Below are 26,798 nucleotides of genomic sequence, written 5' to 3'. Positions count from 1 at the left end.
CGCGAACTCACGGGCCGTGACGCCCCCGCCGCCGCCCACAGCGCCCGCGGGAACCGCCGGGGCGCCCGTGGCGGCGCCTGTTACCCAGGGCGCTGTCCAGTGGGAGCTGCAGGTCATGCGCGACGGCCAGCAAATCGACGCGTTCAATGGCACGACCTCGATCGGCCAGGCGCACACGGACACCCATCACAAGGTCGTCTCGCACAGCGTGGGCTGCAAGGACCAGCCTGCAGGCAGCATCGATCTGTCGCGCACGATCACCGTTTCGCCGCTACAGGTGCGCGCGAACCTGGTCGTCCTGTCCGTCGAGGCGCAGGAAACGCTAGAAAACGACGCCGCGCCGAGTACGCCCGAAGGCTGCCGCCTGCCGCCGCAGCCGCGCCAGGTGAACGCGAGCCATCCGGGCCTGGTCGTGCCCGACGGGCAGTGGGTGACCTGGCAGATCGTCGACCAGAACCCTTCGCTTGCGTACCGGGTGCGCGCGACGCTCGCACCGCCATCCGCACAGTGACCGCACCGATCCAATGCACGACCCGGCGTGACCCAATCCGTTAGAAAAAACGCATGCGAAATCCCGAACAACCGCTCATCGACACCTCACTGGACAAAGACTTCGTCGCCGTGAGCTGGAATCTGCACAAGGGCCGCTCGCCGCTGGGCTTCGAGGCCTGGGAGGCCATGCGGCGCTGGGTGCAGTCCACCCATGCCGACGCCTGGTTTCTGCAGGAAGCGATGGCCCGCCGCTTGCCGCAACCGGTGCTCGCCTCGGCCTTCGGCGCGCAGCTGGGTGCCCCGCTCGACGACGTCTGGCACTGCCAGGCCACCGAAATCGCCACCGCGCTCGAATTGCAGATCGCCCTCGGGCCCAATGTGTTCAAGCCTTCATGGCGCCACGGCAATGCGATTCTCTCGCCGCATCCGCTCGATCTGGGCGGACGCTGGGACATCTCCGCGCACCGCTTCGAGCGGCGCGGGCTACTCGTTGCGCGCGCAAACATCGCCGGGCAGTCCGTCACCTTGCTGTGCGCGCACCTTGCGCTCACGCGCAGCGCGCGGCTGCGGCAGATGAACTGGATCGCGCACTGGATCGTGAAGGAAGCGCCGCAGGGACCGCTCGTTCTGGCGGGCGACTTCAACGACTGGCGCAACGACTCCGTGCCGCTCTTCGCGGAGCATGGGTTGCAGGAAGTCGCGACGCTGCTCGGTGAGCCGGCGCGCACCTTTCCGGCCTTCTCGCCGGCGCTTGCGCTCGACAAGATGTTCGTCCGGGGCCTCAAGCCCGTCGAGCTGATCCAGCCCGCGCAGGAGACCGCCTGGCTCTCCGATCACCTGCCGTACATGGCGCGCCTGCGGCTCGAAGACTGACGCGCTGGGCAGCGACGCGCGGGTCAGCCGAAGCATCTGCGCGACGCTCACCCGACCGACGCGATGTCGTTCGGCTGGCATTGCCGCCTCGCTTTCCCGTTCGCCGACGACCGCGAGGCGCGCTCATGCGCGCCGCGGCGCACCGTCGCACCACCGCTGCAGCGTGGAAAATGGCGCCATTGCGCGCGCATCGGCGCCTAAAAGCCGCGCCGAAACTGCCCCGTCAGCAGGGTCAATGGTGCGGCCTGTCAGACCTTCCGGTATCATTTAGCCGAAAATTCGCACACGCCGATCGCGTTTTCGCAATCCGGCGCGTGTCGCCAGCGGCAGGAGAGCCCGCTCTCGCGGGTCCTGGCAAGGTCCGCTCCGGCCCGCGAGGCCGGCGAAGTTTGACCCGCCCTTTTGCCGTCGCCAGCAGACCCCGCCGTTGCGTGTTGCGCCCGCGCGCGGATGCCAGCACACCGCCGCAGCGAGCCACCCTCCCTTGCCGCGCAGGGGGGACCCAACCCGGTCCAGGCAGACCGACAAGCAGGACCCGACCGGGTCCTTGCGGCTCGAGCGCGGTAAAATGGCTGATTGCGCCTCGTTCGCAGCGGGGCGAACTGGCAAAACAACAGGGACTTGCCTGCCGTGGCGTAAAGCCTGGCCGCCGGGTCCTGGGCATATCGTCAAAGCTACGCTGTACTGGACAGCAGGCCGGCAGGATCGCCGCAGTCAGGCGGCGCTTGTTTCGCACTTCAGGAACCATGAGCAAATTCACCGAAGAAACCGTTCTGAGCGTCCATCACTGGACCGACACGCTTTTCAGCTTCACCTGCACGCGCGACCAGGCCCTGCGTTTCGACAACGGCCAGTTCACCATGGTCGGCCTCGAAGTGGACGGCAAGCCGCTGATGCGCGCGTACTCGCTCGCGAGCGCCAACTACGAAGAGCATCTGGAGTTTCTCAGCATCAAGGTGCCGGACGGCCCGCTCACGTCGCGCCTGCAGCATCTGAAGATCGGCGACAAGGTGCTGATCGGCAAAAAGCCCGTCGGCACGCTGGTGGCCGACAACCTGCTGCCCGGCAAGGTGCTGTGGCTGCTCTCGACCGGCACGGGCCTCGCGCCGTTCATGTCGATCATCAAGGACCCGGACATCTACGACCGCTTCGACAAGATCGTGCTCACGCACACCTGCCGTTTCGTCGACGAACTCGCGTACAAGGACTTCATCACTCAAGAATTGCGCGAGCATGAATACCTCGGCGAGATCGTGCGCGAGAAGCTGGTGTACTACCCGACCGTCACGCGCGAAGTGTTCGACAACCGCGGCCGCATTACCGAGCTGATCGACACGAAGAAGCTGTTCGAAGACCTCGATCTGCCGTCGTTCTCGCCCGAGCGCGACCGCATCATGCTCTGCGGCAGCACGCACATGCTGCGCGACACCGTCGAGCTGCTGGAAAAGGCCGGCCTCACGGAAGGCAGCAACAACCAGCCGGGTCACTACGTGGTGGAAAAGGCGTTCGTCGGATAAGCACCCGCGCGAGATCGCTCGCGAATCGAAGAACCGGAGCCCGGCGCTCCGGTTTTTTTTCGCCTGCGCATTTTTATTTGGCCCTTTATTTTGTCGCAGACGCAGTTACAGTTGTCACACAAATGCGATACCTTTCCTGTCAGTATTTTTCCTACATGACAAAGCGCCGCGACTTCATGCTACACCTGAAGTTTGGCCGCTAACCCTTGTCCAGCCTGAAGTTTTTCTTTTTTTAAGATATTATCGCAGCGCAACATTGGACACACTGAGAGGCGTCCAGGGGCAGAGCCAGGTTGTTACTGGTTGTAAATTTCGTTACGCTGCGCCGTGCTGTTCGCCGTCACGCAACGGGACCAAATCCCGACGGACGTCTGACAGCAGGAACCGGTTCCTGAACGGGGGAATGATGGATACGTCGAGATACGCCGCGCCGAACGCGCGCACGCCCGCCGGCGATGCGCCGCGCGCCGCTCATGGCGTCGACGGCCTCGCGTTCCTCGCATGGTCCGCCGCCGCCGACGAGGCAGCCACGATGGCCGCCCTCGAAGACCTCGACCGCGCGCATCGGCAAATTGCCGCGCCAGCGCGCGGCGCGCGCCGGCGCGGGAGCCGGGCGCTTGCCCACGGCAGCGCCGCCCAGTCCATTCACGCCGACGAAGCCGCACGCCACCGGCTCGCGCGCGATCTGCACGACAGCGTCGGCGCGGAACTCGCCGCTACGCACTTCGCGCTCGCCAACGTCCACACCTGGCTGCCCGCCGACGCCCCGCCGCAGTGCGCCCAGGCGCTCGCGCTCGTCGCCCGCTCGCTCGAAGCCGCGACTGGCGCGATGCGCCAGGTGCTCGACGGCCTGCACGCGCCGCATCTCGACGCGGGCCTGGCGCCGGCGCTCTCGTCGTGGGTGCACAGCTTCGCGGCGCGCACGGGCCTTGCCGCACGCGTAGCCGACGCCAGCGGCGACGCACGCCTCGCCCGCCTGCCCGCCGAGGCCGCGCTCGCCGTATTCCGCGTCGCCCAGGAAGCGCTCGCCAACGTGGCGCGCCACGCGCAGGCCACCTGCGCCGAGGTGCGGCTCGAAAGCACGGCGCGCCACCTCACGCTCACCATCGCCGACGACGGCATCGGCCTCGCGCGCGTCGCAACGCGCACGCGCCGCGGCCTGCCAGGCGCTCACGGCGACGACAACGCCGGCAAGCTCGAGAGCCGCTCCGGCCACTACGGCCTCGCCGGCATGCGCGAGCGCTGCGCCGCCTTCGGCGGCTCGCTGCGCGCCGTGAAGGGCGGCATCGCGCGCGCGCATCACGACGACGCCCAGCAGGAAGCCGCTCCGCGCGGCACGACCGTGCGTGCGCGCTTCGCGTGGGACGCGCTGCTCGTCGCGGCCCATTCCGCCTCTCCCCTCCTCAACAAAGAAGGCGCCCGCTCATGACCCATCGCATCCTGCTCGTCGACGACCACGCCGTCGTGCGCCAGGGCGTTCGCCAGTTGCTGCTCGACCGCGGTATTGCCGCGGAGGTGATCGAGGCGCAAACGGGCGCCGAGGCGCTCGCGGCGATCGCGAAGCATGTGTGCGACGTGGTCCTGCTCGACATCTCGCTGCCGGACATGAACGGCGTGGAAGTGCTCAAGCGCGCCAAGAAAAAGGCGCCGCGCGTGCCGGTGCTGATGTTCTCGATGTATCGCGAGGATCAATACGCGGTGCGTGCGCTGAAGGCGGGCGCGGCCGGCTATCTGTCGAAGACGGTGGACGCCGCGCAGATGATCGCCGCGATCCAGCAGGTCGCGGCGGGCCGCAAGTACGTGAGCCCGGCCATGGCCGAAGCGCTCGCCGACTACGTGCTGGTGGACGGCGAGCAACTGCCGCACGAGAAGCTCTCCGACCGCGAATACCAGACGCTGTGCATGCTCGCCTCGGGCAAGCGTCTCACCGACATCGCGCACGCGCTCTCGCTTTCGGTGAAGACGGTGAGCGTCTACCGCACGCGCCTGCTCGAAAAGATGAAGCTCACCAACAACGCCGAGCTGACCTTCTATGTGATGAGCAACCGGCTCGTCGACCTCTCGCCTACCGTCAGCGCCTGAGACTGCGGCGCCCCCTGCGGCATCAAGGCGACCTTCTCGCCACAACGCGTTCGTCCGGAAACGAATTTCGCCGTTTGCGCAGGTCCAGGCAATGATCGCGCTCGGGCGTCGCGGATGGCGGCGGAATCGTCCGCGCCAAACGAGCGTTTGCGCCCTGCTCGACCGGTCTCGCGCGCGACTTCCGCTAAAATTTAGGGTTTCCCCCCAAAGACATCCGGCACGCGAAGCCGGCGCAGGCGGGCGTGGGTCAACCACGGCTCCAGTTCCTCGCCTTCGCGCGTTCTACGTGGAGTTCCCCGCCAAATGTCCCTCTTTCGCAAGAAGAACGTCGAGCACATGTTGCAGGCGAGCGCCCAGGGCGCCGGCCTGAAAAAAGCACTCGGCGCGCTCGACCTCACCTTTCTCGGCATCGGCGCGATCATCGGCACCGGTATTTTCGTGCTGACCGGCACGGGCGCCGTGCAAGCCGGCCCGGCGCTCATGGTTTCGTTCCTGATCGCGGCCGTGGCCTGCTGCTTCGCCGCGCTCGCGTACGCCGAGTTCGCCTCGACCATTCCCGTTGCCGGCTCGATCTACACCTATTCGTACGCGACGCTCGGCGAGCTGGCCGCGTGGGTGATCGGCTGGGACCTGATGCTCGAGTACGGGCTCGCCACCTCCGCGGTCTCGGTGGGCTGGTCAGGCTACCTGCAGTCGCTGCTTTCCGGCTTCGGCCTCACGCTGCCGGCCGCGCTCTCGGCCGCGCCCGGGGCCGTGCCCGGCGTGCACACGCTATTGAACCTGCCCGCCTTCCTCGTGATGATGGCGATCACGGGGCTGCTTTCCGTGGGCGTGCGCGAATCCACGCGCATCAACAACATCATGGTGGCGATCAAGGTGACCGTGGTGCTGCTCGTGATCGCCGTGGGCGTGTTCCACGTCACCCCCGCGAACTGGCATCCGTTCATGCCCAACGGCTGGCGCGGCGTGTTCGGCGCCGCGGCCGTGATGTTCTTCGCGTTCATCGGCTTCGACTCGGTGTCTTCCGCCGCCGAGGAAGTGAAGAATCCCAAGCGCGACCTGCCCATCGGCATCATCGCCTCGCTCGCCGTGTGCGCGGTGCTCTACGTCGCCGTGGCGGCGGTCGTGACCGGTATCGTGCCCTCGCCGCGCTTCGCCCACGTCGGCCACCCGGTTTCGTTCGCGCTGCAGGCGGTGGGCGAAAACTGGGTTGCGGGCTTCATCGATCTGGGCGCCGTGCTCGGCATGCTCACCGTGATCCTCGTGATGAGCTACGGCCAGACCCGCATCATCTACGCGATGTCGCGCGACGGGCTCTTGCCCGCGAAGCTCTCGAAGGTCCATCCGCGCTTCGCCACGCCGTTCTTCACGACCTGGCTCGTCGGCATTTTCTTTGGTCTGATCGGCGCGCTCGTGCCGCTGAACGTGCTCGCCGAGCTGATCAACATCGGCACGCTCGCCGCCTTCTCGATGGTGTCGATCGCCGTGCTCGTATTGCGCCGCACGCACCCGCACCTGCCGCGCGCGTTCCGCTGCCCGGGCGTGCCCGTGGTGCCGATTCTCGCGGTGGGCTCATGCCTGTTCCTGATGATCAACCTTCAGCCGCTCACGTGGGTCGCGTTCCTGGTCTGGACCGCGTTCGGTCTCATCGTCTACTTCGGCTATTCGCGTCGCCATTCGCGTCTCGCGCACGCACCGCACCAGCGCGTGCATCACGACTGATGCTTGCGTAAAGTTCGCGGCGCTTCGATCCCCCGATCGCTGCACTGCAACGCAACGGCCCGCCCCCGAGTCATCGAGGCGGGCCGTTTTTTTTCGCACGCCGCAAGCATTCTGGAGGGTAAAACCCCGCGCAGCGAAATTCGGGAAATTGTGCTTTACTGTCCGGGCGTCACCCCCAGGCTTCACTGAACAGCAAGGCACCAGCCGGACCCAGATTCCGCTCCACCCGCAATCGTTCGATCCGCCCGAAGCGCCCCGCGTCGTTTGCGTGGCGCCGTGTGTTGCGCGCGAAAGAGGCGCAATGCGTTAGACGGGCGAGTTTTACTGCGGGCGGTTATGGCGGTCGATTCAGTGTAAAAAAGCGGGCCCAGGCAGGTCTCTATCCCATCATCTGGCATGGGACCGGAGCCACACGCAGCGCCGTGCTCCGGTCGACATTGGAGACAAATCAATGGCGATCAGTATTAGCCTCACGGTCAACGGCGCGCCCGTGACCGCCGAGGTCGAACCTCACACGCTCCTCGTCCAGTTCCTGCGCGAACAGCAGCGTCTCACCGGCACGCACGTCGGCTGCGACACCGCGCAATGCGGGGCCTGCACTGTCCACCTGAACGGCCGCGCGATCAAGTCGTGCAACCAGCTAGCGGTGCAGTGCGACGGCATGGAGGTGACGACGATCGAAGGCCTCGCGAAAAATGGCGAGCTGCATCCTATGCAGGCCGCGTTCCGCGAATGCCACGGCCTCCAATGCGGTTTCTGCACGCCCGGCATGGTGATGTGCGCGACCGCCCTCGCCGCCGCCAGGCCCGACCTCACGGAAGACGACATACGCAAAGAACTCGACGGCAACTTCTGCCGCTGTACGGGCTATCACAACATCGTGAAGGCCGTGGCCGCAGGCGCGCAGGCAATGCGCGCGGGCGCCCCCGCTGCCGCCACGACCGCGTGACTCGGGAGGCCACCATGAACGCACCCGAAACCAATCGCATGATCGGCGCGAGCGTCAAGCGCAAGGAAGACTTCCGCTTCCTCACCGGCGTCGGCCAGTACACCGACGACGTCGTGCTGCCCGCACAGACCTACGCCGTGTTCGTGCGCTCGCCGCACGCCCATGCGCGCATCAAGCGCATCGACATCGACGCCGCGAAGGCCTCGCCCGGCGTCGTGGCCGTCTTCACCGGCGCGGACCTCGCGGCGGAAAACGTGGGCGGCCTGCCGTGCGGCTGGCTCATCCACAGCATCGACGGCACGCCCATGAACGAGCCGCCGCATCCCGTGATCGCGCACGAGAAAGCGCGCCACGTGGGCGACCAGGTCGCGCTCGTGATCGCCGATTCGGTCAAGGCCGCGAAGGATGGCGCCGAACTGATCGAGGTCGACTACGAAGAGCTGCCCGCCGCCGTCGACACCGCGCACGCCGCCGACGCCGGCCAGCCGCTCGTGCACGACGGTGTGCCGAACAACACCTGCTACACGTGGGGCCACGGCGACAAGGCGGCGACCGACGCCGCCTTCGCGCAGGCCGCACACGTGACGACACTCGACATCGTCAACAACCGGCTGATACCAAACGCCATCGAGCCGCGCGCCGTCAACGCGAGCTACTCGCAATACGACGACACCTCAACCGTGTACGTGGCGAACCAGAACCCGCACGTCGAGCGGCTGCTGATGGCCGCGTTCGTGCTCGGGCTGCCGGAAACGAAGCTGCGCATCGTCGCGCCCGACGTGGGCGGCGGCTTCGGCTCGAAGATCTTTCTGTATGCCGAAGATGTCGCGCTCACGTGGGCCGCGAAGAAGATCCGCCGTCCGGTGAAGTGGACCGCCGAACGATCGGAGTCCTTTGTTTCCGATGCGCACGGCCGCGACCACGTGACCAAAGCCGAGCTCGCGCTCGACAAGGACGGCAAGTTCCTCGCCATGCGTGTGCACACCACGGCGAACATGGGCGCGTATCTCTCGACGTTCGCCTCGAGCGTGCCGACCATCCTGTACGCCACGCTGCTCGCGGGCCAGTACACCACGCCCGCGATCTACGCCGAGGTGAAGGCCGTGTTCACCAACACGGTGCCCGTGGATGCGTACCGCGGGGCGGGACGCCCGGAAGCGACCTACGTGGTCGAGCGTCTGGTGGAAACAGCCGCGCGCGAGATGAACATCGACCCGGCCGAAATCCGCCGCCGCAACTTCATCACGAGCTTCCCGTATGCCACGCCCGTCGGCCTCACCTACGACACGGGCGACTACGAAGCGTGCCTCGCGCGCGCGCTCGAACTCGCCGACGTGAAGGGCTTCGCCACACGCCGCGACGCATCGAAGGCGCAGGGGAAACTGCGCGGCCTCGGCTACTCGTGCTACATCGAGGCATGCGGGCTCGCGCCGTCGAACATCGCGGGTGCGCTCGGCGCGCGCGCGGGCCTCTTCGAAGCCGGCGAGGTCCGCGTGAACCCGACCGGTTCCGTCACCGTGTTCACGGGCTCGCACAGCCACGGCCAGGGCCACGAGACGACCTTCGCGCAGGTCGTGGCCGATCGCCTCGGCGTGCCGATCGAACAGGTCGAGATCGTGCACGGCGACACGGGCCGCATTCCGTTCGGCATGGGCACCTATGGCTCGCGCTCGATCGCGGTGGGCGGCTCGGCCATCATGAAAGCGCTCGACAAGATCGAGGCAAAGGCGAAGAAGATCGCCGCGCACATGCTCGAAGCGGGCAAGGAGGACATCGAGTTCGCCGACGGCGTGTTCCGCGTGGCGGGCACCGACCGCACGAAGACCTTCGCGGAAATTTCGCTCGCCGCCTATGTGCCGCACAACTATCCGCTGGAGACGCTGGAACCCGGCCTCGACGAAAGCGCGTTCTACGATCCGACCAACTTCACCTATCCGTCGGGCGCGTATCTCTGCGAAGTCGAAGTCGATCCCGAGACGGGCGAGACGCGCATCGAACGCTTCACCGCGGTGGACGATTTCGGCAACGTCATCAACCCGATGATCGTCGAAGGCCAGGTGCATGGGGGTCTCGGCCAGGGCATCGGCCAGGCGATGCTCGAACAGTGCGTGTACGACAAGGAGAGTGGCCAGCTGCTCTCGGGCTCGTACATGGACTACGCGATGCCGCATGCGTCGGATGTGCCTTCCTATACGGTCGAAACCGCGAAAGGCACGCCGTGCACGCACAATCCGCTCGGCGTGAAGGGCTGCGGCGAAGCCGGTGCGATCGGCTCGCCGCCCGCCGTCATCAACGCGATCCTGGATGCACTCAGCTCCCTGGGCGTGAAAGACCTGCAGATGCCGGCCACGCCGCATCGTGTATGGCAAGCGATCCAGGCCGCGCAGGCCCCTTCACAACCTTGAGCGGAGGCGCTCCATGTACGCATTCGACTATCAGCGCGCGAGCGACGCGCAAGGCGCCGTGAAAGCCCTCGCGGCCGACGCCGACGCCAAATTCCTGGGCGGCGGCCAGAGCCTGCTCGCGGCGATGAAGCTGCGGCTCGCCCAGCCCACCATGCTCGTGGACGTTACGCGCATTCCCGAGCTGAAAGCCGTGCAGGTGGACGGCAAGGTGGTGAAGGTGGGCGCGGCCGTGTGCCATGCCGACGTCGCCGAAAACGCGCAGATCCGCGACACGCTGCCGGCGCTCGCGGACCTCGCGGGCATGATCGGCGACCGCCAGGTGCGTGCGCTCGGCACGCTGGGCGGCTCGCTCGCGAACGACGATCCGGCCGCCGACTATCCGGCGGCGGTGCTCGCGCTGAATGCGACGGTGGTGACGGACCGGCGACGCATCGCAGCGGACGACTTCTTCCTCGGCATGTACGAAACAGCGCTGGAACCCGACGAGCTGATCGTGTCCGTCGAATTCCAGGTGCCGGAACGCGCGGCCTACGAGAAGTTTCGCAATCCGGCCTCGCACTTCGCGCTCGCGGGCGTGTTCGTCGCGAAGTACCCCGGGGAAGTGCGTGTGGCAGTCACGGGCGCCGGGCCTTCGGTATTTCGCGCGGGTGCGCTGGAAAGCGCACTGAAGACGAACTTCGCGCCCGAAGCCGCGCGCGCGGTCAAGATGCCCGCCGACGACCTCAACACCGATCTGCACGCGAGCGCGGCGTATCGCGCGCACCTGATACCGGTGCTCGCGGCGCGCGCGGTGGCGAAGGCCAACGGCTAGCTGTCTCGAGGGCGAGCGCTTCCAGGTGGACGTGGAAGCGCTCGCCGCCTTTGATTCGCGTTGCCAGAATCCCGCATGCAATCCGCCTCGATCGACGACACCCTCGCACAACTCGAAGCGCGCGGCTATTTCGCGAGCCGCGAACTCGCCACGGCGCTCTTTCTTGCGCTGCGCATGGAACGCCCGCTGTTTCTCGAAGGCGAGCCGGGCGTGGGCAAGACCGAACTCGCGAAGGCCGCGGCGGCGATGCTCGGCACAACGGTCTTGCGCCTGCAATGCTACGAAGGGCTCGACACGGCGAGCGCGCTTTACGAGTGGGACTATCCGCGCCAGATCATGGCGCTGCGACTTGCCGAAGCCGACGGCGAAAAGCCCCGCAACGATACGCTCTATCGCGACGAATTCCTGCTCAAGCGACCGCTGCTGCAGGCGCTGCAACCCGATCCGCAAAACCCGGGCGCGCGCCGCGTGCTGCTGATCGACGAAATCGACCGCGCCGACGAACCGTTCGAAGCCTTCCTGCTCGAACTCCTTTCGGACTTCCAGGTATCGATTCCCGAATACGGCACCGTGCGTGCGAGCACGCCGCCGCTCGTCGTAATCACGTCGAACCGCACGCGCGAAGTGCACGACGCGCTCAAGCGGCGCTGTCTCTATCAATGGCTCGGCTATCCGGACCGCGCGCGCGAACTCGCGATCGTGGCCACGCGCGCGCCTGAAACCGCGCCCGAACTGCAGCAGCGCGCCGTGGCGTTCGTGCACCAGTTGCGCACGATGGATCTCTTCAAGGCGCCCGGCATCGCGGAAACGATCGACTGGTGCCGCGCGCTTAGCGCGCTCGCCGTGACGGAACTCGATCCGCAGTCGGTGCAGGACACGCTCGGCGTACTGTTGAAGTACCAGGACGACCTCGCGCAGCTCGACGCGCAACGCATCGCGCAGACGCTCGCGCTCGCGGACTGAGCACGATGCCCTCCGCCTCATCATCCCTTCCGTCCCTGTCGCCCGCCGCCATGCCCACGCTGGCGCCCGTATTCGCGCGCAACGTCGTGCATTTCGTGCGCGTGCTGCGCGGCGCAGGCTTGCCGATGTCGCCTTCGCGCGCCGTCGACGCGATCGAAGCGCTGCGCCACATCGACCTCGGCCGCCGCGACGACGTGCATGCGGCGCTCGCCGCGCTCCTCACGAGCGCGCCCGACGAGCGCGAGATCTTCGACGCCGCCTTCGCGCTCTTCTGGCGCGATCCGGATTTCGAAGGCAAGCTGCGCGCGCTGCTGCTGCCGAAGGTGCAAGGCGGCGTGCCGCCGCCGCGCCGCAACAACCGCCTAGCCGACGCGCTCGCGGCGCGTCCTGCCCATCGCCCCGGCGCGAAGCCACCGCCCTCGTACGAAGAACACGAGTTGCGCGCACACGCCACGTTCAGCGCCGAAGAACGGCTGCGCCAGCGCGACTTCGACACGCTCACCGCCGACGAATGGCGCGCGCTGCGCCACCTGATCCGCGCACGCCGCCTGCCGCTCGCCACCGTTCGCACGCGGCGCCTGAAGGCCTCGTCGCGCGGCACGCATGCCGATCTGCGCGCGAGCGCGCGCCACGCGGTGCGCGCGGGCGGCGACTGGACCGTTTGGAAATATCGCGCGCCCGTGGAACGCAAGCTGCCGCTCGTGCTGCTGCTCGACATCTCCGGCTCGATGAGCAGCTACTCGCGCGCGGTGCTCTACTTCTGCCACGCGTTGCTGCAATCGCGCGAACGCCTGCAGGTGTTCCTGTTCGGCACGCGCCTGACGCACGCCACGCGCGCGCTGCGCGAACGCGACCCCGACGTCGCGCTCGCACAGCTCGCCAGCCAGGTCGCTGACTGGTCGGGCGGCACGCGCATCGGCGCCACGCTCGCGGAATTCAACCGCCGCTGGGCGCGCCGCATGCTCGGGGGACGCGCGACGATGCTTATCGTCACCGACGGGCTCGATCACGACGAGTGCGGCCTGTTAAGCGACGAGATGGCGCGCCTGCACCGCTTCGCGCATCGCGTGATCTGGCTCAATCCGCTGTTGCGTTATCGCGATTTCGCGCCGAAAGCGCGCGGCGTGCAGGCGATGCTGCCCCACGTCGACGCGCATTACCCCGTCCACAATCTCGACAGCCTCGAAGCGTTCGCGCGCAGCCTGTGCGAAGCCGCGCCGATCGGGCCTGCGCCTCGCGCGGCAACGCATCTGGCGACTGATCTGCCACAACCGGCACGCGCATTGCACACCCTGCAGGCGCGCCCGGCACAAGGAGAAACACGATGGAGCTGACCGAAAGCCACACGCTGCCGGTGCCGCAACAGCGCGCCTGGGAAGCCCTCAACGACACGGCGATTCTCAAGGCGTGCATACCGGGCTGCGAAAGCATCGAAGCCGACGGCGAGAACGCCTACGCCGTCGCGCTGACGGCGGCGGTGGGTCCGGTGAAGGCGCGCTTCAAGGGCCGCATGCAGCTCGCCGACATCGAGGCCCCGAACAGCTACACGATCGTCTTCGAGGGCCAGGGCGGCGCAGCAGGCTTCGGCAAGGGCGACGCGCACGTGAAGCTCGAAGCCGCCGGCGACGAATCGACCACGCTCACTTACACCGCGAACGCGCAGGTGGGCGGCAAGCTCGCGCAGATCGGCTCGCGGCTCGTGGACGGCGCGGCGCGCAAGATCGCCAGCGAGTTTTTCAAGCGTTTCGGGGAACAACTGGGCGGCGGCGCACAGCAAAATACCGGCGAGGCGGCGGAGCCTGCCGCGAGTGACACAGAAAGCCAGCCGCAAGGCGAAGGCGCAGAGGAAACACCGAAGAGGAAACGATCATGGACAGCGTGGATCTCGAAGTCCTGAAATCCAGCGCGCACTGGCTCGACGCAGGGCACCGCGCGCTGCTGGTGACGGTGGTGAAAACGTGGGGCTCGTCGCCGCGTCCCGAGGGTGCGATGCTCGTGGTACGCGGCGACGGCCTCGTGGTCGGCTCCGTTTCGGGCGGCTGCATCGAGGACGATCTGATTGACCGCGTGCGCCGCGAAGGCGTGACGATCGCCAGGCCCGAAGCCGTCAAGTACGGCATCACGGCGGAAGAGGCGCATCGTTTCGGACTGCCATGCGGCGGCACGATCCAGCTCGTGCTCGAACCGCTCTCCGAAGCCTCGGGCATTCGCGAACTGCTCGAAACCGTCGAGCGCGGCGAACTCGTTGCGCGCACACTGGACATGGCGACTGGCCACGCCACGCTCGGCCCCGCGAAAGCGACCGATGGCGTGGACTTCGACGACGCGCGCCTGCTCACGATCCACGGGCCGCGCTACCGCATGCTGGTGATCGGTGCGGGGCAACTCTCGCGCTATCTCTGCCAGATCGCGGTGGGGCTCGATTACCAGGTGACCGTGTGCGACCCGCGCGAGGAATACACCGACACCTGGGACGTGGCCGGCACGACGCTCGTACGCACCATGCCCGACGACACGGTGCTCGACATGAAGCTCGACGAACGCTGCGCCGTGATCGCGCTCACGCACGACCCCAAGCTCGACGACCTCGCGCTGATGGAAGCGCTCAAGACGCCCGCGTTTTACGTGGGCGCGCTGGGGTCGCGGCGCAACAACGCGGCGCGGCGCGAGCGGCTCAAGGAGTTCGACCTGAGCGAGGCGGAACTCGCGCGCCTCCATGGGCCGGTGGGCATTTACATCGGCAGCCGCACGCCGCCGGAGATCGCGGTGTCGATCCTCGCGGAGGTCACGGCTGCGAAGAACGGCGTCTCGCTGCCGACCATTCTCCAGGTGGAAGGCGCAAAAGCCGCGCGCGAACAGGCGGCGGGCGCGGGATCGACGTGCGATGTGTGAAGGGCTGCGCGGGCGCCTTCACGCGTGAGGTGAGCGACCGTCGTCGTCTTTCTCGCGCTCGTGTCACTATTGCGCCCCCAAAAAAACCGCGGGCCGCGACTTTCGTCTGCGGCCCGCAATAGGGGTTTCGGGCGGGCGGCTCGCGCCGCCTCGCTTCACCTGAGCGTCACGGCATCAGCCGAACAGCTTCATCGCCTGCGTGAGCGTGTTGGTCACGCCCCACACGAGCGGCACCAGCACGTAGAGCCAGAAGATCGCCATCAGCGCCTTGTTCGACGATTTCGGGGCGGCTTGAGTAGACATTGCGCGTTCCTCCTTATTTACCGGCGGCGAGTTGCGTCTCGCTCATGTGATGCTTCGCGTCCACGCGGCGCACGAGCAGATTGCAGATGAAGCCGACCACGAGCAGCGAGGCCATGATGTGCACGGTCATCGTGTACGCATCGGCCTTCGCCACGCCGTGTGCGACCTGATACGCACGCACGTAGTTCACGAGCACCGGGCCCGCCACGCCTGCCGCGGCCCACGCGGTGAGCAGACGGCCGTGAATGCCGCCGACGAACGCCGTGCCGAACATGTCCGCGAGATACGCGGGCACGGTCGAGAAGCCGCCGCCGTACATCGAGAGAATCAGGCAGAACGCGAGCACGAAGAACACGATGTTGCCGCTCTGCGCGAATTGCGGCACCGCGTAATAGAGCACCGCGCCGAACACGAAGAAGATGAAGTAGGTGTTCTTGCGGCCCACCCAGTCGGAAGCCGAAGCCCACACGAAGCGCCCGCCCATGTTGAAGAGCGAGAGCAGGCCGACGAAGCCCGCTGCCGCGCCGGCGCTCACGGTGTCCTTGAAGCTTTCCTGGATCATGACCGAAGCCTGGCCCAGAATGCCGATGCCGGCCGTCACGTTGAGGAACAGCACGAGCCAGATCAGGTAGAACTGCGGCGTCTTGAGCGCCTGGTCGATATGCACGTGCTGGTTCGACACGAGTTTCTTCGCCACGACGGGCGGCGTCCAGCCGGCCGGCTTCCAGTCCGGCGCGGGCACCCGGATGGTAATGGCGCCGATCGTCATCGAGATGAAGTAGGCCACGCCGAGCACCACGAAGGTCTGGGCGACGCCCACGCTCGTGTCGCTCGCGAAATGCTTCATCAGCATGACGGAGAGCGGTGCGGCGATCATCGCGCCGCCGCCGAAGCCCATGATCGCGAGGCCCGTTGCCATGCCGCGGCGATCGGGGAACCAGCGGATCAGCGTCGAAACCGGCGAGACGTAACCGAGCCCGAGGCCGATGCCGCCGATCACGCCATAGCCGAGATAGAGCAGCGCGATCTGATGCAGATACACGCCGAGCGCGGAAACGAGGAAACCGCCGCCAAAGCAGCACGCGGCGGTAAACATCGTGCGGCGCGGGCCGACACGTTCGAGCCACTTGCCGCCGAACGCCGCGGAAAGGCCGAGAAAGACGATGGCCAGCGAGAAAATCCAGCCCAGCGTGGTGAGCGACCAGTCATCGGCCGCGGACTGCGTAATGCCGATCACCTTCGTGAGCGGCGCGTTGAACACGGAAAACGCGTAGGCCTGGCCGATGCACAAATGCACGGCCAGCGCGGCGGGCGGCACCATCCAGCGCGAAAAGCCCGGCGGGGCGATGGTCGCCTCTTTGGAAAAGAAAGGTGCGCTTTGCGCACCGCGCGTCGAATCTGCAACGCTGCTCATGGGATCTCCCGAATCGACCAGAGGTTGAGAGCGCGGGGTGAACGCTCGCTCTGGCCCCATCCAAAAATGGCTGTTGGTAGGCGTGGTCTTTCGTGCTCTTTTTATGCGCGAACGCATGGAACACTTAATTGCCGCTTGACGGCTGCACGAACCTTAGTCCCCAACCGCCTCCTTGGCAATATGAGGTAAACATACATATGCCCTACAATGGCCCGCGCGCCGCCGCGCTTCCTCGATTGTTGCGCGCGCAGCAAATGGGGGGTGCGCCTTATGACGCCGCGGACAACGCTGCAAGCGGACCTGTCGTTGCGCAGCCCGGCATTTAGACTCAACACTCGATTCAGGGCCCCCTGCGGGCTGTGTGCGGGCCATCCGCTTGACAAGCGGGTTGCATGACTTTTAAGTGGCGGAAGTAGCGCCTATCTGCGACCCGCCACCTGCCGAGCCCCCCATGCGCCTCGCTCTCGCTCTTTGCCTAGCCGTGCTCGGCCCCGCCACGGGAACCTTCGCCGCCGACCTGCGCCCGGGCGTGGCGCAGCTCACCGCGGTGCCCCTCGAAGCGGGCGCGCTGAATCCGGCAGGCAGCGCCGCGCAGGCGCCCTACACCAACGAGGCGGAAACGCAGACCTTCACCGTCAACGCGGACGGCTCGTACACCAAGCTCGACTCGCTCACGCTGCGCGTGAACACGGAGGCCGGCATCGCGCGCGCGGGCCAGTATTACGTGTGGTTCAACCGTGAGATGGCCCACGTGGACGTGCTCGAAGCATGGACCGAGGACGCCCGGGGCGCGCGTCACGAAGTGCGCCCCGAGCAGATCCGCGACGTGCAGGAAGTGCGCTCGTTCGACGCCCCGATGTTCCAGGACGTCCAGGACAAGGTGATCGTGTTCCCGGCCGTGGAGCCGGGCGCACGCGTGCATCTCACGTGGCGCAAGATCCAGCGCGTGCCGCTCGTGCCCGGCTGGTTCAGCGACTTCACGCCGCCCGACCTCGCGCCCACGCACCACTTCCGCGTGATCTACGACCTGCCCGCGAAAGTGCCGCTCTACGCCGACGCGCGCGGCTTCACCGTGCTCCCGCCCGCCACGGTGAACGGCCGCACGCGCTACGAGTACCGCTACGACAAGGCGAATTTCGAGCGCCTCGAATATGGCTCGGTCGCCTATGTGAGCTACGGCGACCGGCTGATGGTGTCCACCTTTCCCGACTACGCGGCCTTCGCGAAGGTCTATCGCGACGCGGCGGTGGACCCCACCGCGCGCGACCCGGCCATCGTGCGCCTTGCGCAGACGCTCACGGCGCACGACGACACCGCGCGCGCCAAGGCGCAAACGCTCTATGACTGGGTGCGCCGCAACATCCGCTATGTGGCGATGAATATCGGCCGCGGCGAGATCGTGCCGCACCGGGCAACCGACGTGCTCGCGAACCGCTACGGCGACTGCAAGGACCACGTCGCGCTCTACGGCGCGCTGCTCGGCGCCGTGGGCATCCGCAGCACGCCGGCGCTCGTGAACAGCGGCACGGTCTACACGCTGCCAAGCGTGCCGGGCTTCGGCGTGATCAATCACGTCATCACCTGGCTGCCCGATCTGCAGATGTTCGCGGACTCCACGGCTAGCAACATCGAGTTCGGCTATTTGCCGTCGACGGACATGGACCGCGAGGCCGTGCTCGCCGGCGACGGCACGCAGGTCCGCACGCCCGCCACGGCCACGACCACGCGCGAAAGCGATCTCGACATCACGGTCGCGCCCGACGGCTCGGCGCGCTTCATCTACCGCTTGCAGTCAGAAGGCTGGTCCGCCGAGCAGACGCGCAGCGTGCTGCGCCTGCAAACGCCCGCGCAGCGCGAGGAGTCGCTGCAATGGGAGCTGCGCAACGCCAACCTGCGCGGCAACGCCACGCTCGCCTCGAGCCCGCTCGACGCCACGGCAGGTCCGCTCGTGCTCACGCTCACAGGCACTTTCGACGGCTTCGTCGACCCTGAAATGACGACGCCGGTGCCCACCCTCACGAGCTTCGTGGGCGGGCTCGACGCGAATCTGCGCTACTGGCTCGGCGAATCGCGGCGCACGCAGCCCTTCATGTGCCGCAACGTGGTGGTGACCGAGCGCACGCGCATCGTGCTGCCGCCGGGCATGCGCGTACTCGACGTCCCCATGCCGCAGCGCGCCGACAACCGTTTCATCGATTTCAGTTCGCAGTACGCGCTCGACCCGCAGGCGAATGTGCTGCGCGTCACGCGTATGGGCCAAACGCATTTCGCGAGCGACGTATGCAGCGCCGACGATTTCGCGCAGATGCGACCCGCGTTCGAGACGATGGCGCGCGACCTGCGCGCGCAGTTGATCGTCAAGCCGTCGGCCCAGGGCGCCGCGCTGGATAGTCCGGCGAGCGCGCAGTGAGCCGGCGCACGACGTTCACACAGGCCAGAGCGGTCCTTCCTGCATCGCGCCGATCTGTTCCCGCAGTTCGAGAATCCGCTCTTCCCAGTAGCGCTGCGTGTTGAACCACGGGAAGGCGGCCGGAAACGCGGGATCGTGCCAGCGGCGCGCGAGCCAGGCCGAGTAGTGGATGAGACGCAGCGTGCGCAGCGCTTCGACGAGATGCAACTCGCGCGGCTCGAATTCGCAGAAGTCCTCGTAGCCGGCGAGCAAATCGGCCATCGCACGCGAAGCGCCCGCGCGATCGCCGGGCAAAAGCAGCCACAAATCCTGGATAGCGGGACCCATGCGGCTGTCGTCGAAGTCCACGAAATGCGGGCCGGCATCGGTCCAGAGCACGTTGCTCGGATGGCAGTCGCCGTGCAGGCGCAACGCGCGCACGTCGCCTGCCCGCTCGAAGGACGCCTCCACGCCTTCGAGCGCGAGCGTCACCACGGTCTGCCACGCCTCGCGCAGGTCCTCGGGCACGAAACCGTGTTCGAGCAGATACGTGCGCGGCTCGTAGCCGTAGGTTTGGATGTCGAGCGTGGGGCGCGCCTGGTACGGCTGGGTCGCGCCCACGGCGTGAATGCGGCCGATGAAACGGCCTAGCCATTCGAGCGTGTCGCTGCGGTCGAGATCAGGCGCGCGGCCGCCGCGCCGCTCGAACAGCGAGAAGCGAAACCCGTCGAACTCGTGCAGCGTGCGCCCTTCGAAGGCGAGCGCAGGCACGGCTGGAATCTCGCGCGCGGCGAGTTCGGCGACGAATGCGTGCTCTTCGAGAATCGCCTCGTCGCTCCAGCGCCCGGGGCGATAGAACTTGGCGATGAGCGGCGGCCCGTCTTCCACGCCCACCTGGTACACGCGATTCTCGTAGCTGTTGAGCGCGAGCATGCGGCCATCCGTGCGGCGCCCGGCTGGGATCAGCACGCCATCGACGGCGTCGAGCACGCATTCGGGCGTGAGGCGCGCGTACGGCGCGGCTTGCTGGTCGCCGGGACCGGAAGGGCCGCCCGGGACAGGAGAAGGATCGTAATTCATACCCGCAATTGTGCCTCTTGCGGGCAGTGCCGGCGAGCAATCGGTGCGCACGGCAGACACGATGAACACAAAAGCGGCGCACGACCCTGCGACGAGACGCAAGCGCCTCGTCAACGTGTCACAGGGCCCAGGCTTAGTGGATCTGCGCGCCGGCGGGCATGACGTGCTCGCCCGTATCGATCAGATCTTCAAGAAAAAAGGGCTCGGTGTTGAGTTGCGCCGACGTGCCGGGCTCCCCGGCATACCACGTCACCATCGCCATGTCGCCGAGAATGCGCATCACGATGCCGCGTGCGCCTTGGGGCACGGCGATATGAACGGTACGGACGATAGAACCGATTTGCATGATGTTTCCCCGTTACCTCGCTACCTTCGCCGGCTCCCTCGAAGGAAGACCGGTCGGCATGCTGACAAAAAAACCGATGCGCACGATCAGTTGCGCGCGCATCCAAACCCGCCTCGGGCGACCCGCTCGCGCCGCGCGCTTAAGCACGGCCGGGCCCTTGGCTTACCCATTGTTGCCTGTTTGAGCGCGCGAGCAAAGCGAAAAAATAGGGGGGTGTATCACCGGCGGCGTGCTCACAGCGCCCTGTGCCGCCACAACCCCGCCCCGCTTCGCTCACGCATCTTACGAAAACCTGACTGTAACAGATGGTAAACCCCACTCTTCGCGACCTTGCTAGGGCAGTCCCTGAAAAAGTACGCTGATGCAGGGTGACTGGCGCTATAGTCCTGTCCCAACCGTGCATCACAAAGGCCCGGCGCAGCACAGGCAAAGACCTCACGCGCCCCACAACAGCCGGCCACGATACCGATAACCTGAACGCTCGCCACCGCGGCCAGACCAGCCGCGCGAGCCAGACTCCGCCACCAGCGAAGGAACCCGCCGTTCCATGTGGATCGTTCGACTCGCGCTCAAGCGCCCGTACACGTTCGTCGTGCTCGCGTTGCTGCTTTTGATCGTCGGGCCGCTGACGATCCTGCGCACGCCCACGGACATCTTCCCGAACATCGACATCCCGGTGCTCTCGGTGATCTGGACCTACACGGGTCTGCCCGCCGACGAGATGGAAAAGCGCATCGTGCTCAACTACGAGCGCGGCCTTTCCGTGGCAGTGAACGATATCGAGCACACCGAATCGACGTCGCTGAACGGCATCGCGGTCGTGAAGATCTTCTTTCAGCCGCATGCCAATATCCAGGAAGCGCTCGCCGAGGTCACGGCGCTCTCACAGGCGCAGCTGCGCTCGCTGCCGCCCGGCATACAGCCGCCGTTCATCCTGCGCTACAACGCCTCGACGGTGCCGATCCTGCGCCTGTCGCTTTCTTCGCCGCAGCTGACCGAGCAGGAGTTGTTCGACTACGGGAACAACTTCCTGAAGACGCAGCTCGCGACCGTGCCGGGCGCCTCCGCGCCGCTGCCCTATGGCGGCAAGCAGCGGCAGATCATGGTCGATATCGACCAGAGCGCGCTGCAGCAGCACAATCTCTCGCCCATGGACGTGGTGAACGCGATCAGCGCGCAGAACCTCATCCTGCCTTCGGGGACGGCCAAAATAGGCGCAACCGAATATTCGGTGACGATGAATGCAAGCCCCGACAGCTTAGCGGGCCTGAACGACATTCCCGTGAAAACCACGGACAGCGGCACGATTTACATCCGCGACGTGGCGCACGTGCGCGACGGCTACGTGCCGCAGACCAATATCGTGCGCGTGGACGGCCAGCGCGCCTCGCTTCTCACGATCAACAAGAGCGGCAACACTTCGACGCTCGAGATCGTCGATCGCATCAAGGAGATGATGCCGACGCTGCGCAATCTCGTGCCGAGCTCGCTCAATATCGATCCGGTCGCCGACCAGTCGCTGTTCGTGCGCGCCTCCGTGCAGGGCGTGCTGCGCGAAGCGCTGATGGCCGCGGCGCTCACGGCGCTCATGATCCTGTTGTTCCTCGGCAACTGGCGCGCCACGCTCATCATCGCGATCTCGATTCCGCTGTCGATGATCACCTCGGTCATCGTGCTCGCGGCGCTCGGCGAGACCATCAACATCATGACGCTGGGCGGGCTCGCACTCGCGGTCGGCATTCTGGTTGACGACGCAACGGTCGCGATCGAGAACATCAGCCAGCAACTGGAGCAAGGCAAGACGCTGGAACAGGCGATTCTCGACGGCGCGCATCAGATCGCGATTCCCACGCTCGTCTCCACGCTCTCGATCTGCATCGTGTTCGTGCCGATGTTCCTGCTCACGGGCGTGGCGCATTACCTCTTCATTCCGCTCGCGGAAGCCGTGGTGTTCGCGATGCTGGCCTCGTACTTCTTCTCGCGCACACTCGTGCCCACGCTCGCGAAGTACCTGATGCGCCACCATCACAAGGCCGCCGACCCGCATCATACGCATGCGACGACGCGCAATCCGTTCATGCGCGTGCACCTCGCGTTCGAGCGCGGCTTCGAGGGGCTGCGCGAGCGCTATCGCGGGTTTCTTGTGGCGCGCGTGAAGCATCCTGTGTGGTTCGTCGTGGCGTTTCTCGCCTGCTGCGGCGCGTCGCTGCTGCTCATGCCGTTCCTCGGGCGCGACTTCTTTCCGCAGGTCGATGCGGGCACCATCGCGCTGCACGTGCGCGCGAAAACGGGCATGCGTGTCGAGGAAACCGCCGTGCTCGTCGACCGTATCGACAAACGCGTGCGCACACTGATTGCGCCGGGCGAGCTGCATTCGATCATCGACAACATCGGCCTGCCGGTCTCGGGCATCAACCTCTCGTACAGCAATACGGGCACCATCGGCACGTCCGACGCCGACGTGCTGATCTCGCTGAATGAGGACCATCACGCGACCGCCGGCTACGTGCGCCTCTTGCGCCGCACGCTCAACGACGAGTTTCCGGGCGCGCAGTTCGCCTTCCTGCCCGCCGATATCGTGAGCCAGACGCTGAACTTCGGCATGCCCTCGCCCATCGACGTGCAGATCGTGGGCCGCGACGTGGCCGGCAACCGCGCGTTCGCGGCGAAGCTGCTCGCGCGGCTGCGCGGCGTGCCCGGATTCGCCGACGCGCGCATCCAGCAGCCCGCGGACCTGCCGCGCATCTTCATCGACGTGGACCGCACGCGCGCGCAGCAGGCGGGCTTCACGCAGAAGGACGTGGCGAGCGACCTGCTCATCACGCTCTCGGGCAGCCAGCAGACCACGCCCACGTTCTGGCTCAATCCGATCAACGGCGTGAGCTACAACGTCGTGACCGAAGCCCCGCAATACACGATCGATTCGCTGCAATCGCTAGCCAACATTCCGCTCACCGCAAACGGGCGCAGCAACATACTCGGCTCGCTCGCGAGCATGCAGCGCATATCGGGCGACGCGGTGGTCACGCACTACAACGCGCAGACCACCATCGACATTTACGGCACCGCCGACGGGCGCGACCTCGGCGCCGTATCCGACGACATTTCGAAGATGATCGACCAGACGCGCGGCGAACTGCCGAAGACGTCGAGCATCAAACTGCGCGGCCAGGTCCAGACGATGAACGATTCGTTCTCCGGACTGTTCGGCGGGCTCGTCTTCGCGATCGTGCTCGTGTATCTGCTGATCGTCGTGAACTTCCAGTCGTGGCTCGATCCGTTCATCATCATCACGGCGCTGCCGGGCGCGCTCGCGGGCATTGTCTGGATGCTGTTCCTCACGCACACCACGCTTTCCATTCCGGCGCTCACGGGCGCGATCATGTGTATCGGCATTGCCACGGCGAACTCCATTCTCGTCATCAGCTTCGCGCGCGAGCAGTTGCGCCTGCACGGCGACGCGGCGCGCGCCGCGATCGAAGCGGGCTACACACGCTTTCGCCCGGTGCTCATGACCGCGCTCGCCATGGTGATCGGCATGGTGCCGATGGCCATCGGCCTGGGCGAAGGCGGCGAGCAGAACGCGCCGCTCGGGCGCGCCGTGATCGGCGGCCTCGCGGTGGGCACGCTCGCCACGCTGATCTTCGTCCCCGTGGTGTTCTCGCTCATCTACCGCAAGCTCGGCGAGCGCCGCCAGCGCGCCAGTGAGAACGTGGTGCCCAAATCATGAATACCCTGTCATGACGAATCATTCGCAAACGCCTTCGCCGCAAGAGCCGTCGCCTCATAAACCGCGGCGCTGGCCCATCGTGCTTGCCGCGCTCATCGTGCTCGGCCTCGCGGCGCAGGGCATCTGGTCGCGCCACAGCGCGCACGCGGCGCTCGAACGCGAGGCACAAACCGCGAGCACGCTGACCGTCCAGGTGGTCACGCCGCAGCACTCGGCGCGCGCACTCGACCTCGTGCTGCCTGGCAACGTGCAGGCCTTTCTCGACACGCCGATCTACGCGCGCACGAGCGGCTATCTGCGCAAGTGGTACTTCGACATCGGCGCGCACGTGAAGGCGGGCCAGTTGCTCGCCGAAATCGACGCGCCCGAAGTGGACGACCAGTTGCGCGCCGCGCGCGCCGATCTCGCCAACGCCGAAGCGAACTACGCGCTCGCGAAAACCACGGCCGACCGCTGGACGCAGATGCTGCAAACGCGCTCGGTGGCGAAACAGGACACCGACGAAAAAGTCGGCGACATGCTCGCGAAAAAGGCCACGCTCGATTCCGCGCGCTTCAACGTCTCGCGGCTCTCACAGTTGCAGTCGTACGAGCGCGTGACGGCGCCCTTCGACGGCATCGTCACGGCGCGCAACGTGGACGTGGGCGCGCTCATCGACGCGGGCAACGGCGGCACCTCGCAAAAGGAGTTGTTCCATCTTGCGCAGGCCGACCGTCTGCGCGTGTACGCGAACGTACCGCAGGCTTACGCGCAGCAGATCCGCGTGCAGCAGCACGCGTATCTCACGCTCAATGAGGAGCAGGGCAAGCACTTTCCCGGCATCGTCGCGCGCACGGCGGGCGCCGTCGACGCGCAGCAGCGCACCATGCTGGTCGAAGTCGATGTGGACAACCGCAGCGGCGAGCTGCTGCCCGGCGCCTACGCGCAGGTCCACTTCGCGCTCGACGGCTCGGCCACGCCGATCACGCTGCCCGGCAACGCCTTCCTGTTCCGCCCCGACGGCGTGAAGGTGGCGACCGTCGATGCGCAAAATCGCGTGAAGCTCGTGAATGTGACGCTCGGCACCGACTTCGGCACTCGCGTGGCGGTGGCGTCGGGACTCACTGGCGACGAGCGCGTGATCGTCAATCCGCAGGACGCGATCGTCGACGGCACGCCGGTGCGCATCGTGCAGCCGCACGGCGAGCACGAGGCCGGTGCGGCGCATGGCGCGAGTGGCGCGGGCAGCAAGGCACAGGCGCAGGGCGAATGATGAAGCACGCGCGTTTTCGACTGTTCGCGTTGGCCATGCTTGCGGCGCTCGGCGGCTGCAAGTTGGGCCCCGACTACGTGCGCCCGGCGATGCCTGTGGCCGCGACGTTCAAGGAACTCGAAGGCACGGGCTGGACGATTGCGCAGCCCGCTGATAGCGGGTCGCGCGGCGCGTGGTGGACGATCTACGAGGACGCCACGCTCGACGCACTCGAAGCCCAGGTCGAAGGCGCGAACCAGAACGTGCAGGCCGCGCAGGCGCACTTTCGCGCGGCGCGCGCGAACGTCGCGCAACAGCGCTCGAGCTTTTTTCCGCTCGTGACGGCGAGCGGCGACTTTTCGCGCTACCGCACCTCGCAGAATCTCCTGTACACGTCGAAGGCCGGTCAAACGATCAACGACTACTCCGTGGGCATCGACGCCACCTGGGAGCCCGATATCTGGGGCCGCGTCGCGCGCAACGTCGAGGCTGCCAAGGCGAGCGCGCAGGCGAGCGCCGCCGACATGCAGGCCGTGCTGCTCTCCATGCAGGCCGAACTCGCGACCGACTATTTCGAGCTGCGCGGCATCGACCGCGAACGGCAACTGCTCGACGACACGATCAAGGCCTACCGCGAGTCGCTCGAACTCACGCAGAACCGCTACGCGGGCGGCATCGCCACCGACGCCGATGTGGGCCAGGCGCAAACGCAGCTGCAGACCACCGAGGCGCAGGCGATCGATCTCGGCGTGCAGCGCGCGCAGCTCGAGCACGCCATCGCCATCCTCATCGGACAGTCGCCTTCCACGTTCACGCTCGCTGCCGCGCCCAAGGAGGCCTATGCGGTGCGCGCGATCGCGAGCCCGCCGGGCGTGCCGTCGACGCTGCTCGAACGGCGCCCCGACATCGCGGCCGCAGAGCGCCGTGTGGCCGCCGCGAACGCGCAGGTGGGCGTGGCGACGGCGGCGTTCTTCCCGAACCTCATGCTCGCGGTCACGGGCGGCCTGGAGGCGACCAACTTCAGCCAGTGGCTCGTCGCGCCCGCGCGCTTCTGGTCGCTCGGGCCGACGCTCGCGGGCACGCTGATCGACTTCGGCGGGCGCGAGGCGGTGCGCAACGAAGCGCGCGCCCAGTATGACGAGAACGTCGCGCAGTATCGCCAGACGGTGCTCGACGCCTTCGGCGAGGTCGAGGACAACCTCGCGGCGCTGCGCCTGCTGGCCCAGGAGGCGACGGCCCAGGACCGCGCGGTGGATGCCGCGCAGCGCACGCTCGTCACCATCAACAATCGCTATCTGGGCGGCGCGATCACGTATCTCGACGTGGTGGTCGCGCAAACCACGGCGCTCACCAACGAACGCCAGGCCGTGGCGATTTCGCGCCGGCGCATGGCGGCGAGCGTCGCGCTCGTGAAGGCGCTGGGCGGCGGCTGGAACGCGGCGGACTTGCCGAGCGACGCGGCGCTGGTCCGCCCGGACGATGCGCAAAAAGCACAACCCGCCAGCGGGCCGCAAGGCGCTTCGCCGGCCGCCGCTCGCAGCGCGCAGCCAGGCGCCTCGCGCGCTCCGGGCTAAGCGCACACGCGGTCGCGCCAGGCAC

21 protein-coding genes are annotated in these 26,798 nt (G+C 66.9%); 17 read left to right on the top strand and 4 right to left on the bottom strand.

All coding sequences use genetic code 11. From position 1 onward, the window contains the following. The first annotated feature begins 67 nt into the window (after positions 1-67). The 13 genes from M3I53_RS30420 to M3I53_RS30360 all read left to right on the top strand — a co-directional run bounded on the left by M3I53_RS30420 (position 68) and on the right by M3I53_RS30360 (position 14,706). Positions 68-511 (top strand): hypothetical protein, encoded by a 444-nt coding sequence (locus tag M3I53_RS30420; protein WP_254319510.1) that lies wholly within the window; start codon positions 68-70, stop codon positions 509-511. 53 nt (positions 512-564) lie between these two features. Continuing rightward, positions 565-1,365, top strand: coding sequence for an endonuclease/exonuclease/phosphatase family protein (locus M3I53_RS30415; RefSeq protein ID WP_254319507.1), 801 nt, complete (start codon positions 565-567; stop codon positions 1,363-1,365). Positions 1,366-2,111: 746 nt separating this feature from the next. Beyond that, positions 2,112-2,882 carry a ferredoxin--NADP reductase gene (locus M3I53_RS30410; RefSeq protein ID WP_254319503.1) on the top strand — a complete coding sequence of 257 codons (771 nt, stop codon included), beginning with the start codon at positions 2,112-2,114 and terminating at the stop codon, positions 2,880-2,882. Between the two features lie 403 nt (positions 2,883-3,285). Then, positions 3,286-4,311, top strand: coding sequence for a sensor histidine kinase (locus M3I53_RS30405; RefSeq protein ID WP_254319502.1), 1,026 nt, complete (start codon positions 3,286-3,288; stop codon positions 4,309-4,311). After that, positions 4,308-4,964: a response regulator transcription factor RqpR gene (gene rqpR / locus M3I53_RS30400; protein ID WP_028203163.1), complete on the top strand. Its 657-nt coding sequence runs from the start codon at positions 4,308-4,310 to the stop codon at positions 4,962-4,964. The genes M3I53_RS30405 and rqpR overlap by 4 nt, the downstream gene beginning before the upstream one ends. A 303-nt stretch (positions 4,965-5,267) precedes the next feature. After that, entirely contained in the window at positions 5,268-6,686 is a 1,419-nt protein-coding gene (locus tag M3I53_RS30395) for an amino acid permease (RefSeq protein ID WP_254319499.1), read from the top strand. A 451-nt stretch (positions 6,687-7,137) separates the two neighbouring features. Then, entirely contained in the window at positions 7,138-7,635 is a 498-nt protein-coding gene (locus M3I53_RS30390) for a (2Fe-2S)-binding protein (protein WP_254319498.1), read from the top strand. Between the two features lie 14 nt (positions 7,636-7,649). Further along, positions 7,650-10,040 (top strand): xanthine dehydrogenase family protein molybdopterin-binding subunit, encoded by a 2,391-nt coding sequence (locus M3I53_RS30385; RefSeq protein WP_254319497.1) that lies wholly within the window; start codon positions 7,650-7,652, stop codon positions 10,038-10,040. Positions 10,041-10,053: 13 nt separating this feature from the next. Then, positions 10,054-10,851, top strand: coding sequence for a xanthine dehydrogenase family protein subunit M (locus M3I53_RS30380; RefSeq protein ID WP_254319496.1), 798 nt, complete (start codon positions 10,054-10,056; stop codon positions 10,849-10,851). A 75-nt stretch (positions 10,852-10,926) separates the two neighbouring features. Beyond that, positions 10,927-11,814, top strand: a complete 888-nt coding sequence (locus tag M3I53_RS30375; RefSeq protein WP_254319495.1) for a MoxR family ATPase — start codon at positions 10,927-10,929, stop codon at positions 11,812-11,814. 50 nt (positions 11,815-11,864) lie between these two features. Continuing rightward, positions 11,865-13,148, top strand: coding sequence for a VWA domain-containing protein (locus tag M3I53_RS30370; protein ID WP_254319494.1), 1,284 nt, complete (start codon positions 11,865-11,867; stop codon positions 13,146-13,148). Continuing rightward, complete coding sequence (locus M3I53_RS30365; RefSeq protein WP_254319493.1) at positions 13,139-13,711, top strand: CoxG family protein; 573 nt, start codon at positions 13,139-13,141, stop codon at positions 13,709-13,711. Before M3I53_RS30370 ends, M3I53_RS30365 begins: the two co-directional genes overlap by 10 nt. Further along, positions 13,684-14,706 (top strand): XdhC family protein, encoded by a 1,023-nt coding sequence (locus M3I53_RS30360; protein WP_254319492.1) that lies wholly within the window; start codon positions 13,684-13,686, stop codon positions 14,704-14,706. The genes M3I53_RS30365 and M3I53_RS30360 overlap by 28 nt, the downstream gene beginning before the upstream one ends. A 174-nt stretch (positions 14,707-14,880) precedes the next feature. Here the strand turns inward: M3I53_RS30360 and M3I53_RS30355 are convergent, their stop codons facing one another. Together M3I53_RS30355 and M3I53_RS30350 are read right to left on the bottom strand one after the other, a co-directional pair. After that, positions 14,881-15,009 (bottom strand): DUF1145 domain-containing protein, encoded by a 129-nt coding sequence (locus M3I53_RS30355; protein WP_233878921.1) that lies wholly within the window; start codon positions 15,007-15,009, stop codon positions 14,881-14,883. Between the two features lie 13 nt (positions 15,010-15,022). After that, on the bottom strand, positions 15,023-16,423 hold the full coding sequence (locus tag M3I53_RS30350; protein WP_069265223.1) for an OFA family MFS transporter: 1,401 nt from the start codon (positions 16,421-16,423) through the stop codon (positions 15,023-15,025). A gap of 451 nt (positions 16,424-16,874) precedes the next feature. On the opposite strand from M3I53_RS30350, the gene M3I53_RS30345 reads away from it, so the two are divergent. After that, the gene (locus tag M3I53_RS30345) at positions 16,875-18,833 is read left to right on the top strand and encodes a DUF3857 and transglutaminase domain-containing protein (protein ID WP_254319491.1); all 1,959 of its coding nucleotides are present in this window, start codon (positions 16,875-16,877) and stop codon (positions 18,831-18,833) included. Between the two features lie 15 nt (positions 18,834-18,848). On the opposite strand, the gene M3I53_RS30340 is transcribed toward M3I53_RS30345, so the two are convergent. Beyond that, positions 18,849-19,901 (bottom strand): serine/threonine protein kinase, encoded by a 1,053-nt coding sequence (locus M3I53_RS30340; protein WP_375542606.1) that lies wholly within the window; start codon positions 19,899-19,901, stop codon positions 18,849-18,851. A 124-nt stretch (positions 19,902-20,025) separates the two neighbouring features. Next, entirely contained in the window at positions 20,026-20,238 is a 213-nt protein-coding gene (locus M3I53_RS30335) for a hypothetical protein (protein ID WP_028203174.1), read from the bottom strand. A 547-nt stretch (positions 20,239-20,785) separates the two neighbouring features. Between M3I53_RS30335 and M3I53_RS30330 the strand changes: the two genes are divergently transcribed. From M3I53_RS30330 to M3I53_RS30320, 3 genes are read left to right on the top strand one after another with little or no spacing between them, the layout of a single operon-like run. Next, positions 20,786-23,968 carry an efflux RND transporter permease subunit gene (locus M3I53_RS30330; RefSeq protein WP_254319489.1) on the top strand — a complete coding sequence of 1,061 codons (3,183 nt, stop codon included), beginning with the start codon at positions 20,786-20,788 and terminating at the stop codon, positions 23,966-23,968. 10 nt (positions 23,969-23,978) lie between these two features. Beyond that, positions 23,979-25,220 (top strand): efflux RND transporter periplasmic adaptor subunit, encoded by a 1,242-nt coding sequence (locus tag M3I53_RS30325; protein ID WP_254319488.1) that lies wholly within the window; start codon positions 23,979-23,981, stop codon positions 25,218-25,220. Beyond that, positions 25,220-26,773, top strand: coding sequence for an efflux transporter outer membrane subunit (locus M3I53_RS30320; RefSeq protein WP_375542605.1), 1,554 nt, complete (start codon positions 25,220-25,222; stop codon positions 26,771-26,773). The genes M3I53_RS30325 and M3I53_RS30320 overlap by 1 nt, the downstream gene beginning before the upstream one ends. Positions 26,774-26,798: the final 25 nt, after the last annotated feature.

The organism is Paraburkholderia sp. CNPSo 3272 (assembly GCF_024206495.1).
In the GTDB taxonomy this organism is placed as follows: Bacteria; Pseudomonadota; Gammaproteobacteria; order Burkholderiales; family Burkholderiaceae; genus Paraburkholderia.
Note: the sequence above shows the minus strand (reverse complement) of the source record. Positions and strands in the feature narration are given on the sequence as shown.